10 protein-coding genes are annotated in these 12,239 nt (G+C 73.4%); 5 read left to right on the forward strand and 5 right to left on the reverse strand.

Annotation, left to right across the window (positions count from 1 at the left end; translation table 11 throughout):
- Positions 1–129: 129 nt before the first annotated feature.
- Positions 130–960 carry a PaaX family transcriptional regulator gene (locus ACZ45T_RS35545; RefSeq protein WP_468448275.1) on the reverse strand — a complete coding sequence of 277 codons (831 nt, stop codon included), beginning with the start codon at positions 958–960 and terminating at the stop codon, positions 130–132.
- A gap of 75 nt (positions 961–1,035) precedes the next feature.
- Entirely contained in the window at positions 1,036–1,476 is a 441-nt protein-coding gene (locus ACZ45T_RS35550) for an ATP-binding protein (protein ID WP_468448276.1), read from the reverse strand.
- A 270-nt stretch (positions 1,477–1,746) separates the two neighbouring features.
- On the opposite strand from ACZ45T_RS35550, the gene ACZ45T_RS35555 reads away from it, so the two are divergent.
- Both ACZ45T_RS35555 and ACZ45T_RS35560 read left to right on the forward strand, forming a co-directional pair.
- Positions 1,747–2,694, forward strand: a complete 948-nt coding sequence (locus tag ACZ45T_RS35555; RefSeq protein ID WP_468448277.1) for an alpha/beta hydrolase fold domain-containing protein — start codon at positions 1,747–1,749, stop codon at positions 2,692–2,694.
- Between the two features lie 161 nt (positions 2,695–2,855).
- Entirely contained in the window at positions 2,856–3,581 is a 726-nt protein-coding gene (locus tag ACZ45T_RS35560; RefSeq protein WP_468448278.1) for a phosphatase PAP2 family protein, read from the forward strand.
- A 390-nt stretch (positions 3,582–3,971) separates the two neighbouring features.
- On the opposite strand, the gene ACZ45T_RS35565 is transcribed toward ACZ45T_RS35560, so the two are convergent.
- Entirely contained in the window at positions 3,972–4,979 is a 1,008-nt protein-coding gene (locus ACZ45T_RS35565) for a LacI family DNA-binding transcriptional regulator (RefSeq protein WP_468448279.1), read from the reverse strand.
- 56 nt (positions 4,980–5,035) lie between these two features.
- Positions 5,036–6,664 carry a carboxylesterase/lipase family protein gene (locus ACZ45T_RS35570; RefSeq protein WP_468448280.1) on the reverse strand — a complete coding sequence of 543 codons (1,629 nt, stop codon included), beginning with the start codon at positions 6,662–6,664 and terminating at the stop codon, positions 5,036–5,038.
- Positions 6,665–7,124: 460 nt separating this feature from the next.
- Here ACZ45T_RS35570 and ACZ45T_RS35575 point away from each other — a divergent pair, with 460 nt between their 5' ends.
- The 3 genes from ACZ45T_RS35575 to ACZ45T_RS35585 all read left to right on the forward strand — a co-directional run bounded on the left by ACZ45T_RS35575 (position 7,125) and on the right by ACZ45T_RS35585 (position 11,070).
- Positions 7,125–8,378 (forward strand): MFS transporter, encoded by a 1,254-nt coding sequence (locus tag ACZ45T_RS35575; RefSeq protein WP_468448281.1) that lies wholly within the window; start codon positions 7,125–7,127, stop codon positions 8,376–8,378.
- Positions 8,379–8,515: 137 nt separating this feature from the next.
- Entirely contained in the window at positions 8,516–9,451 is a 936-nt protein-coding gene (gene surE / locus ACZ45T_RS35580) for a 5'/3'-nucleotidase SurE (protein ID WP_468448282.1), read from the forward strand.
- On the forward strand, positions 9,448–11,070 hold the full coding sequence (locus ACZ45T_RS35585; protein ID WP_468448283.1) for a carboxylesterase/lipase family protein: 1,623 nt from the start codon (positions 9,448–9,450) through the stop codon (positions 11,068–11,070). The genes surE and ACZ45T_RS35585 overlap by 4 nt, the downstream gene beginning before the upstream one ends.
- A gap of 57 nt (positions 11,071–11,127) precedes the next feature.
- On the opposite strand, the gene ACZ45T_RS35590 is transcribed toward ACZ45T_RS35585, so the two are convergent.
- Positions 11,128–12,213: a DUF2330 domain-containing protein gene (locus ACZ45T_RS35590; RefSeq protein ID WP_468448284.1), complete on the reverse strand. Its 1,086-nt coding sequence runs from the start codon at positions 12,211–12,213 to the stop codon at positions 11,128–11,130.
- Positions 12,214–12,239: the final 26 nt, after the last annotated feature.

Raw genomic sequence — 12,239 nt, forward strand, 5'->3', positions numbered from 1 at the left:
CTGGCGGGATCTGGTGCGTGCGATCGCAAGGCGGAGGAGGGAGGCGACGCGGAGCGTCGGCGACCGACGACAACGCGGCGAGCGTGCGTGCCAGATCCCGCCAGCCAGACGGGACTTTGACGACACGACCTAGGCGGTGGGCGGGAGGCCCGTCACGTCCTGGACGTGGCGCAGGCTCGGTTCCAGCAGGATGGTGTGGAGCTGCTGGAAGACCTGGCGGGCCGCGACCGCGTTCCAGTCCGCCGGGAGCAGTTCGGTCGGCAGGCCCGGGTCGAGGTACGGCAGGCGGCGCCACTGGGTGAGCAGCGGCACGTAGTGGCGGAACGCCTCCGCCGGGTCGAGGGCCGACTCCGCGGCCATCCGGGCCGCCACGGGCGCGTACGCGTCGGTGAAGACCGCGTACTGCGCCTGGATCGCCGGGAAGTCCCACCACGAGCTCACCGTCTCGGGCAGATCGCTGAAGGCGGCGTAGTCGGCGGCGAACAGGTGGACGTAATCGCTGAGCCCGAGCCGGACCAGCATGCCGCGCGCGTCGTCGAGCAGCCGGCCCGGTGCCAGCCACACGCCGGGGGCGATGTTGCCGAAGCCGAGCCAGGTCAGGCGGGTGCGCAGCTGGTAGCGGTGGGAGCGCTCGGATTCCGGCACGGAGAAGACCGCCATGGCCCAGCCGTCGGCCAGGTCGGCGGGCTCCAGGCTTGCGAAGATCCGCCGGTCGCCCTCGTCGAAGACGGGGTGGACGGCGGGGCTGAGCCGGTAGCCGGTGGCGCCGCGGCGCTCCGGTTCGAGGACACCGCGCTTCTTGAGGCGTGAGATCGCCGAGCGCACCGCCGGGCCGTCGACGTCCAGCTCCCCCATCAGCGTGATCAGGTCCGCGATGGAGATCCAGCCTCCGAGACGGCGGAGGAACGCTCCGTAGACCGTGTTGATCAACGAGCTGGGCCTGAGGGGGCTGTCCGACATGATCGCCTTCCGTTGTACGCGGTCGCGATCATATCGAGCCCTCCCCCGACCGGTTCGGGCCCGGTCCTTCCTGGTTCAGGCCGCGGGGATGCACACCCGGACCGACTTCCCGAACTCGTGGGCGATGACGGAGAGTTCGCCGCCCAGTTCGGCAGCCAGCAGCTGCACGATCAGCAGTCCGCGCCCCACCTCGGAGTCCGGGTCGACCTCCGCGCGCGGAACGGTCAGCCTCGGCAGGCCGGCGCCCTGGTCGGCGACCTCCAGCCGGAGCCAGCCGCCACCGGCGGCCACGCCGACGCGCATCCGGCCGGCGCCCGCGTGCCGGACGACATTGCCGACGAGCTCGCTGACGGCCAGCAGCAGGACGTCCGCCGCGTCGAGGGGGACCCCCCACGCGTCGAGCATGACGCGCACACGGGCCCTGACCTGCGGAACGCTCGCGGCGATGGGGTCGGCGACCCAGTGGACGAAGCTGCGGACCACGGGAATCGCAGAACTGCCGGTGGTGGTGAGCATGACGTGACTCCCGGAGGGGGAAGGCGAGGCGACCGCTGTGGTTGCTCGTGTAGCTGATCCGAAAGCCGAACCGCTTGTGGGCTTGTGGTCAGCGGAAATGCGTCGCTAGAGTCGTGATTACACGTGTAACACGCTACGCCGCCCCAGGTGATCCGCGCAAGCATTTCGGACAAACGGCCCGAAGCCTGCACATGCCCCATCAGCCCCCTCAGCCCCACCTGCTCCGACCCGCCCCCACTCGCCCCGACCCGCAGAAATGGAAGGGCCGCAATGACGCAATCTCCTCCGGCCGAGTTCGACCTCGCCGACATGACCTGGCCGCCCCCGCCCTACCAGTCCCCCGTCCCCCCGGTGACGGACACGGACGGCGGGCGCCGCTTCGACGGGATCACCTACGCCACCACGCCCGGCTACCGCCCCCGGCTGCTCGACGTCCGGACCCCGGCAGGCGAAGGGCCCTTCCCCGCGGTCGTCTGGATCCACGGCGGCGGCTGGCTGGAGGGCGATCGCCGCTACCCGCCGCCGACCGTGCCCGCCGCGCTGCTGCACGGGGCGGTGCTGGCGGCCGGGCTCGCGCTCGTCTCCATCGACTACCGGCACAGCCTCGAAGCGCCCTTCCCCGCCCAGCTGCACGACGTGAAGGCCGCGATCCGCTACGTCCGCAAGTTCGCCGGCACCTTCGGCATCGACCCGGACCGGATCGGCGTCTGGGGCGAGTCCGCGGGCGGCCACCTGGCCGCGCTCTCCGGGCTCGTCGGCCCCGGCAGCCAGGACGGAGCGGCCATGGAGGGCACGCAAGGCGTCGGCTCCGGCGAGACCGGGGTCCTGGCGGTCGTCGACTGGTACGGCATCTCCGACGTGGTAGCCGCGGCCGAGCACCCCATGCCGCAGATGCCGGGCGGTGTGGAGTTCCCCAATCCCTACGAGGCCCTGCTCGGCGCCTCCGTGGCCGAGCGCCCGGACCTGGCGCGGGCCGCGAGCCCGGTGACGTACACCGAGGGCTCGAACCCGCCGCCCTTCCTGCTGGTCCACGGCACCCGGGACGGCCTGGTCCCGTACAGCCAGAGCGAGCTCCTGGCCGCGGCCCTGGACAGCGCCGGGGGCGAGGTCACCCTGCGGCCCGTCGTGGACGCGGACCACATCTTCCTCGGCGCCCCGGAGATCGTGCCGATCGTCGACGAGAGCGTCGCCTTCCTGTCCCGGCACCTGGTGCCGTGACCGGCACGGTTCACCGGGTCACGGCCCCAGCACCAGGCGCGGAGGCCTGACACCGGTCCCGCGTTTCTCGTTCCGTCGTGGGGGCGCGCCCCGGCCGCGCCCCCACGTTCCCCTCTGAGCACACCCGGCCGCGAACACCACCGCGGTCACGAGAGGCAGCCATGTCCGCCAATCCGGCCACCACCCCGTACGACAGACCCCGCAGATCGCGCGGTCCCCGCGGATCCGGCCGTCAGGCCACCTCCGAGGAGCCCCGCCGCGCGGGCGCCCTCGTACTGGGTCTGCTGCTCCTGGGGGCCGCCGCGCTGTCGGCCCTCGTCGTCCGCTCCGACATCGCGCATCCGCCCTTCCAGGGCCTGGACGACCGCTGGCTGACCTGGATGGGCGGTCCCCACGAGGGGCTGTACTCGGCCGCCGCCACGGCCCTGAACTGGTTCGGCGGCCCGGTCGGCGCCGTCGTCCCGCTCACCTTGCTGGTCCTGCTGCTCGTGCGCAGGCGCTGGACGTCGGCCTGCTTCCTGCTCGCCGTCTACCTCGGCGGCAACATGCTCGTCATACAGGGGCTCAAGCACCTGGTGGACCGGCCGCGCCCGGCCCATCCCCTGGTCCGCGTCGACCACGGCTCCTTCCCGTCCGGCCATGCCGCGACGGCGGCGCTCCTCGTGGTGGTGGTCGGGGCGCTGCTCATCCCGGCCGGCCGCCGGCGGACATGGTGGTTCGGGGGCGCGGCCTTCACACTGGCCATGATGTGGAGCCGTACCTGGCTGCACGCGCACTGGCTCAGCGACACCGTGGCCGGGGCAGCCGCGGGCGCCGGGGCGGGGTTGCTGGCCTGGTGGCTCTTCCAACCGGCGCTCGCCCGGGAACGCATCCGGGCGCATCGGTGACCGGGACGCCCTGGGCCGTTCCTTGCGGACCAGGGCGGTGACCGCCGGTTCCGGCGGGGCCGGGTGTGCGCCGGGGCGTCCCCGCAGGCCACCGAACACCACCCGCCGCACGGGACCCCGCCCGCCGGTTCCGGCGGGGCCGGGTGTGCGTCGGGGCGTCCCGCAGGCCACCGAACACCACCCGCCGCACGGGACCCCGCCCGCCGGTTCCGGCGGGGTCGGGTGTGTGCCGGGGCGTCCCCGCAGGGCGCCGAACACAACACCGCCGCACCCCCCGACCCCTCGCCACGTTCGGCGCCCGAGGAGACGCCCCGGCGCGCGCCCGGCCCCGCCGGAACCGGCCCCGCTCACCGGCCCGACCCGAATGAAACTGGCCAGGGGAGACGCCCTTCAGGAGGTCTCGCGCTGGACCAGAACGGCTTCCACGGGCGGCACCGTCTCCGCCCTCCCGGTCTCGATCAGCTCGTGCAGGGCCTCCGCGATCCGCGCGGCCGACGGCATGTCCAGCCGGACCGTGGTGAGCGGGGGCTGCTGAAGTGCGGCGAGGACGAGGTCGTCGCAGCCGACGAGGGCGACCTCGTCGGGTACGACGATCCCCTCGGCCTGGAGGGCGTGGAGCAGCAGCGCGGCGTACTCGTCGTTGTAGGTGAAGACGGCGTCCAGGCCGAGGCTCCGCCACCGCCGGGCGAGAGCGGTCGCGGACTCCCGCGTGTAGGCCAGTTCCACCGGGGTGACGGTCGCCATGTGGCGGGCCGCGACCGACTCGGCGCCGGCGAGGCGGGGCCGGGCGAGGGTGCCGAGGCCCCGCTCCTGCGGCATGACCACGCCGATGCGGGTCCGGCCGCGCGCGATGAGGTGCTCGGCCGCGGTGGCGCCGATGTGGGCGTGATCGAAGCCGACGGTGTACACGCCCTCGACCGGGTGGGCCGCGAAGGCCAGCAGGCCGCGCACCCCGGCGCGGCCCAGCACGTCGGCCGCCTGGGCGGTGAAGCGGTCGCCGTCCAGGGCGACGACGGCCACGGGGCGCAGCTCGGCCCAGGCCCGGGCGGCGTCGAGGGGGTCGGCGAAGCGGCCGGCGTGGAGCACGGCGGTGTAGCCGAGCCCCTCCAGCTCGCTGTGCAGATCGTCGATCCAGTCGCTGACGAGGCGGCCGATCGCGGAGATCGACGCCGGCATCAGGACGAGGTTGCTGCGGCCGGCGCGCAGGGACCGGGCCGCGGCGTGCGGTACGTAGCCGAGCTGCTTGGCCGCGTCGAGCACCCGGGCCCGGGTGCCCGCGCTGACCCGGTGGCCCTGGGTGTCGTTGAGGACGAAGGAGACCGTGGCGCGCGAAACTCCGGCGAGGCGGGCCACGTCCGCGCTGGTGATGGATGCGGGGACGTGTGTGTCTTTGGCCATGTCGTCCCTCGACGCTCCTTCTGGTGGGCTTGCTCCTTCCTCTCAGGTTACACGAGTTAGATCAAGGGAGCGGAGGGCTGCACGGACGTGCGACCGGGCCCGTGCAGGAGCCGGGAGGCTCCCGCGAGGTCACCGAGGGCGCTCACGACCGAGTCGAAGCGCATCGTGGTGCGCGCCTGCGCGTCGTACGGCCGCCAGTGCGGCAGCTCCGGGTGGTTCGGGTCGCCGGTGCGGACGAAGGCGATCCAGGCCTGGTGCATGGTGTGCGCGAGGCCGTCGCGGACGGCGGGATCGAGCCCGGCCAGGAAGGGAGCGTGCGACCACTGGTCGAAGTTGTCGAAGACGAAGGGGAGCTCGAGGCAGTGCGCGGCGCCGAGCCGGCCCTCGTACGCGGGCGTCGGAAGGTCGAACTGGTAGGCCCACACGGGGCTGCCCGACTCGGCCCTGGCCTCGGCCAGCCGGACGGCGGGGACCCGGAAGAGCTCGTCCGTGATCAGGTCCATGAGCACGTCGACGGGGCGGGCGCCGGGCCGGGCGTGCTCGTACGCCGCGTACACGTCCGCGGCGGCTTCACCCCCGAAGGTCTCCGCGATCCGGTCGGTCACCTGCTCCCGGGTGGCCGCGGCGTACCCCTCGTCGAGGGCGAAGCCGAAGTTGGCCTCTTCCCGCGTCCAGCCGATCATGACGTCGATGCCGGTCGCCGCTCCGTGCAGGAGTGCCTGCGCCGGGTGCCGCTGCAGGGTGACCCCGTCGATCACGGGCAGGAAGGGCGTCGGCCAGTACCCCCACCGCATCGTCTGCGCGAACAGCCCGGCGCCCGCCCCGATCAGCTGCTGCCAGGGCAGTGCGCGCAGTTCCGCCGCGTCCTTGGCGCCGGCCAGCTCCAGGTAGGCGGCGGTGCGCTCCAGGTAGGCGTCGGGGCCGGGAAGGTCCAGGCCGAAGGGCGGGCTCTGCAGGATCACCCGCCGGATCAGGCCCTGGGCCCGGGGGTGTCCGGCGAGGGCGGCCGTGGACACCGCGCCGCCCGACTGACCGGCGACCGTGATGTGGTCCGGGTCGCCGCCGAAGGAGGCGATGTTCTCCTTGACCCAGTGCAGGGCGGCGAGCTGGTCGGTGAGCCAGTGGTTGCCGCCGCTCTCGCCGCCTTCACCCTCGCCGCCTTCACCTTCACCCCCACCTCCACCCCTACCCTCACCCTCACCCTCACCCTCACCCTCACCCAGGTAGAGGTAACCCAGCGGTCCGATGCGGTAGTTGATGCTCACGACGACGAGGTCGCCGTCGCGTGCGAAGGTCTCGCCGGAGTAGCCGGGCAGTGAGCCGGAGCCGGAGACGAAGCCGCCGCCGTGGATCCAGACGAGGACCGGGCGGCGGGCGTCGTCGGTGGCGGGCGTCCAGACGTTGAGGGTCAGGCAGTCCTCGTCGAAGGGGGGCGAGCCGTGCCCGCCGAGCACGGGGTCGCCGCCCTCCTGGTACATCTGCGGCGCGCTCGGGCCGTCGGTGGTGGCGTCCCGCGTGCCGCTCCAGCCGGCGTGCGGCTGTGCGGGCCTCCAGCGCAGGTCACCGACGGGCGGTGCGGCGTAGGGCACGGCCCGGAAGACGGCGAGCCCGCCCTCGGTCGCGCCGCGCAGGCGCCCTGCGGGGAGTTCCACCAGTGGGTGTTCCCGGCCTGGGGTGTGGGGCATGAGCCGTTCCTTCCTGCCTGCCGCGCACGGGATGCGCTCCGACAACGAGATTATGGCGCCAATTTAGCGATCGTCAATCCTTAACGATATTTGAAGGGTCCGCCGACCGTGCAGCCAGGTTCGACTCCCCCGCACGACGAGGGGGCACGACGCGCCGACCGGCCACGGCAACGCACCGCACGGCGACCCCAGGGCGCCGGCCATCCGGCGGTTACACGTCCTCGCAGCCCGACTCTGCGATCGGTCACGATCTGCACAACGACCCACCGCAGACTCTGGCGGTGGCCGGAAATGGGTGCTACACAGTCTCCAACGCACTTGGTGACACGTGTAACAACATCACGTGAACCACGGTCGTCTGACGCATTTCCCGGCGACATCGCCGCCCGGCGCCCGCTCGCGGGGCGCCCCCTCTCCCCCACGCACGCCACCTCCCCGCTCCGTCCCCCGAGGAGTCGTCATGGCCACGCACGAAGCCGTCGATACGCCCGTCCCCACCCCAGCGGAGCCGCCCCGCCAGCGCGGGCTCCTGCCCCTGCTGCTGGTGGCCAACTCCGCCATGATGGCGCTCTACATGGGTGTCGGCTCCGTCCTGCTGCCCACGCAGATCGCCGCCGTCGCTCCCGCCGACAAGGTCGCCGTCCTGGGCCTGATCGGCGGAATCAGTGCGATCTTCGCCACCGCCTTCAATCCCATCGCCGGCGCCCTGTCCGACCGCAGCGGGCGCCGCAACCCCTGGATCCTGGGCGGCGCCCTCGCCTCGCTCGCCTGCCTGGCCTTCCTCGGCAGCGTGAGCACCGCGCTGCTCGTGGGCATCGGCTGGTGCCTGATCCAGGCCACCATGAACGTCTTCCAGGCGGCGGTCACCGCGATCGTGCCCGACCGGATCCCCGCGGTCCGCCGCGGCACCGCGTCCGCGCTGGTGGGGCTCGGCCTGCCCATCGGCGGCACCGTCGGCGTACTCGTCGCCTCGCAGACCGTGACGCACCTGCGCACCGGCTACCTCGTCTTCGGCGCGATCGTCGCCGGGTCCGCACTCCTGCTCACCGGCTTCTGCCGCGACGTCCCGCGCACCGGGCCCGCCGCCGACGCGCCGGCCGCCCCCAAGCGCGCCCAGCTGGCCCTCTTCCTCTCGGCCTTGGCCAACCACGACTTCCGGTGGGCCTTCATCGGCCGGGCCCTGATGGTCCTCGGCTACTTCTCCGTCGTCGGCTACCAGCTGTACATCCTCGACGACCACATCGCGCTGCCCGCCGGACTCACCCCGCCCGCCGCGATGGCCATCCTCACGCCGGTGTCGATGGTCGCGATGGCCGTCTCCACCGTGCTGGGCGGTCTGCTGTCCGACCGCTGGAACCGCCGCAAGGTGTTCGTCGGCGTCTCGGCCGCCCTCGCCGGGCTCGTCATGGTGGTCCCCGTGGTCAGCCCGACGTGGACGGGCATGCTCGTCTTCAGCGCGCTGAACGGACTCGCCTTCGGCTGCTTCATGGCCGTGGACACCGCGCTCGTCACCCTGGTCCTCCCCCGGGCCGAGGACGCCGCCCGCGACATGGGCGTCCTCAACATCGCGAACGCCGGCCCGCAGATCATCGCCCCCTTCGTCGCCTCGGCCGTCGTCACCGCCCTGGGCGGCTACACCCCGCTCTTCCTGGCGGGCGGGGCCCTCTCCCTGATCGGCGCGCTCGCCATCCTGCCCATCCGCAGCGTGCGCTGATCCCCTCTCCCGGGCCCGTCCCCCAGGGCCGGCCCGGCCGGAACTCCGGCGGGCGCACGCCGAGGGTCGCGCGCCCGCCGGTCACCACCCGGCTCACCCTCATCGCACTCCGTCCCTCCCTCTTGAAGGAGTCCTCTGTGAGACGCAAGCGAGTTCTGCCGCTGGCCGCCCTGATGCTGTGCACCCCGGCCCTGGCCGGCACGGCACCCGCGGTCGCCGCACCGCAGACCGCGCCCGCTCCGGCGCCCGCACCGGCTCCCGCACCGGACGGCCCGCTGCGGATCCTGCTCACCAACGACGACGGTTACAACGCGCCGGGCATCCGCAAGGCGTTCGAGCGCCTGACCGCCGCCGGACACGACGTCACGATCGTCGCCCCGCTCACCAACCAGAGCGGCACGGGGACGAAGATGATGAGCGCCCCCTCGATCACGGTGAAGCACCCCGAGCCGAAGGTGTGGGCCGTCGACGGCACTCCGGGCGACTCCGTCGCCTTCGGGCTGGCGGAGGTCTTCGCCGGCCGCGCCCCCGACCTGGTCGTCTCCGGTACCAACTTCGGCCCGAACGTCGCCGGGCTCGCCACCCACTCCGGTACGGTCGGCGGCGCCGTCGCCGCGCTGGAGCACGGCGTGCCGGCCATCGCGCTGAGCACCGGCGGCGTCTCCGCGCCCGACCCGGTCACCACGGTCAACGCCATGGGTCCCACCCTCGACTTCGCGGTCAAGCTGATCGACCGGCTGCGGACGCGGGCCCGGTCCGGGCCGCTGCTGCCCCAGGGCGTCGGCCTGAACGTCAACCACCCCGTCGTCGGCGCGGACGGCAAGGGCACGGCCGCCGGGGTGGCCGCGACGTTCCAGGATCCGCAGACCCTCCTCGAACCGGACTTCACCGACGCGGGCGACGGCACCTGGAAGGTGACCGTGAAGGTGGACCTGCGGCCCGCGGCCAAGGGCGGCGACGTCGAGGCCGTGAGCGCCGGCCGGATCGCCGTCAGCCCGATGAACGCCGACTGGAACACCGGCCCGGCCGACCACGCCGTGACCTCCGCCCTGATCGCCGGGCTCCGCCCATGAACGCTCCACCCCAGAGCGCTCCACCCCTGAGGCGCCGGCCGGGCGCCCTGCTCGGTGCGGCCCTCGCGCTGGCGGTCCTGCTCACCTCGGCCCTGCCGGCGGCGGCGTCGCCGTCGCCGTCCGGCGGATCGCCGCGCCCGGTGGTCACCGTCGCGCAGGGCGGCCTGCGCGGTCAATCACGGGACGGGGCACAGGAGTTCCTCGGCATCCCGTACGCCGCTCCCCCGGTCGGGGATGCCCGGCTGCGGGCACCTCAGCCGCCGCCCCGGTGGCACGGGGTACGGGAGGCCGTCCAACAGGCGCCCGCATGCCTGCAGTTCTCGCCGTTCGGCCTGAGCGATCCCGCGGCCGTCAGCGAGGACTGCCTGTACCTGGACGTGTACCGGCCCCGTACCGCCCGCCCCGGAGCCCGGCTCCCGGTGATCTTCTGGATGCACGGGGGCGCGTACAGCCAGGGAACGGGCACCCAGTTCGGCGGGCGCACCATGGCCGATCTCACCCAGAGCGTGGTGGTGAGCATCAACTACCGGCTGGGGCAGCTCGGTTATCTGGCGCTGCCGGAGCTGGGCCGGGAGAACGACCGGGGTTCCGGGTCCTTCGGGCTGATGGACCAGCTGGCGGCGCTGCGGTGGACCCGGGAGAACATCGACGCCTTCGGCGGGAATCCGGGCAGCGTCACGATCTCCGGGCAGTCCGCGGGCAGTGGTTCCGTCTGCGCGCTGCTGGCCACCCCCTCGGCCGCGGGCCTGTTCCACCGGGCCGTGCTGCAGAGCGGCCCGTGCACCCTGCTGCGTACGCCGGACGGCGCGGCGGCCGAGGCGCAGGCCCGGGCCTTCGCCTCACGGGTGGGGTGCACCGGCCCGGCCGAGGTGGCCGGCTGTCTGCGCGCCGCCTCCGGAGCGGCGCTGGTCGAGGCGGCCCGTACGCTGCCCACTTCGGGTCCGGCGTCCGGTGACGGGCTGCTGCCGGTCGAGCCCGCGCAGGCCATCGGGAGCGGTGCCTGGAACAAGGTGCCGGTCCTGATCGGGAGCACCCGCTCCGAGGCCCGTTTCTTCGTCGCGCTGACGCAGCCGCACCTGACGGCGGAGCAGTACACGGCGCAGGTCCTGGCGGGTCATGGGGCGGCGGGACCCGAGGTGCTCGCCCGCTACCCGGTCGCGGACCACGGCTCGCCCTACCTGGCCCTGTCGGCCGTGATGACGGACTCGACCTTCGCCTGCCACACGGCGTGGACGGCGCAGCTCTTCGCGTCCCAAGTGCCGACGTACGTCTACGAGTTCGACGACCCGCGGTCGCCGACGCTCGCGGGGGCGCAGGTGCCGGGCCTGGACGAGTCGAATGCGCACAGTGCCGAGCTGGGCTATCTGCACGACTTCACCATGGGCGATCGCCCGCTGAGCCCGGTGCAGGTGGCGCTCGGGAACCGGATGAAGCGCTACTGGGCCGCGTTCGCACGCTTCGGTGCCCCCGTCGTCGCGGGTCAGACCCCGTGGCCGGCGGCCGGCGCCGACGCCGGCACGGTCCTCACCCTCGACCCGGTGGCGACCCGGACGACCACCTCGTTCGGGGCGGACCACCAGTGCGCGTTCTGGCGGAGCCAGCCGCCCGCGCACCTTTGAGCGGCACCCGGTCCAGGTGACCGCGGGCCCCGGCCTCCGGGCCGGGGCCCGTACGGCTCAGGCCGTGCCGGCGCGACCAGCGCGCCGGCGCCGGCTCCTCAGCACCGCGAAGGCCGACGCCGCCAGGGCGACCAGGACGGCCGACACCGTCAGGAGCCAGACCGGGATGCCGTCCCCGACCGTGAGCAGTTCGCCCCGATAGACCGCGCGGCGGTACGGGGTGTCCTTGGCGGTGGCGCGCAGTTCGTGGTCGGCGTCGATGCGGCCGGGCTCCGGGAAGTCCTGGTCGATCGCCGTGAGGAACACCGGTTCGCCGCCCGCCAGGTCGGCGAGCGGGCCGTCCTTCGGGGCGACGGTGCCGGCGAAGGTCACCTTCGGCGCGGAGCCGCCGATCGTGGCGGCGGGCTCCATACGGTGGTCGGCCAGTACGTAGAGGCCGAGCGACTGCGGGGTCTTCGCCATCCGGGAGAGCCGCATCGGGTAGACCAGCCGGTCGCTCTCGAAGCGGATCTTCAGCGGGTCCAGTTCGCCGCGCAGCACCTTGCCCTGCTGCCGGGGGGCGAGCCGGACCGCCACGTACTCCCACTTCTGGTCCACGTACGGCTTGACCTCGGCGGCGAGGCGGTCGGACAGCTTGAATCCGTTGCTCTCCAGCCAGCTCTTCAGGGCGTCCGGGTCGGTGGCGGTCAGGCGCGCCACGTCGAAGTCGCCGAGCTGTTCGCGGCCGACGACGCCGACCGCCGGGTCCCCGACGCCCTTCGGGGCGGCGGCGCCGTCGCGCATGCGGGAGGAGAAGGGCCAGTCGCCCTCGCGCGGCCAGAAGTAGTGGCGCGTCTTGCGCTCGGGACGGGTCAGGTCCCGCAGCTCGCCGAACATGCGCCCGTCACCCAGCTCGACGGTCGCGCGCCCCGGCACGGGCATGATCCAGGCGGCCCGTGGCGCGTTCCCGCCGACCGTGAACCGCATGACGATCTGTTCGGTACGGCCGTCCCAGCGCACGACGGACGTCTCCCGGTCGACGCCGATCACGGACTGGGTGTCGGTGACCATGGCGCCGCAGCCGCAGGCGTACGCGGGGTTGACGAGCGCGCCCAACTGGGTCGCGAGCAGGGCGAACAGCAGCGTCAGTATTCTTCGTTTCATCCACACGGGGTCTCAGACGGCCGCCC

This window comes from Streptomyces sp. NPDC030995, from assembly GCF_055571215.1.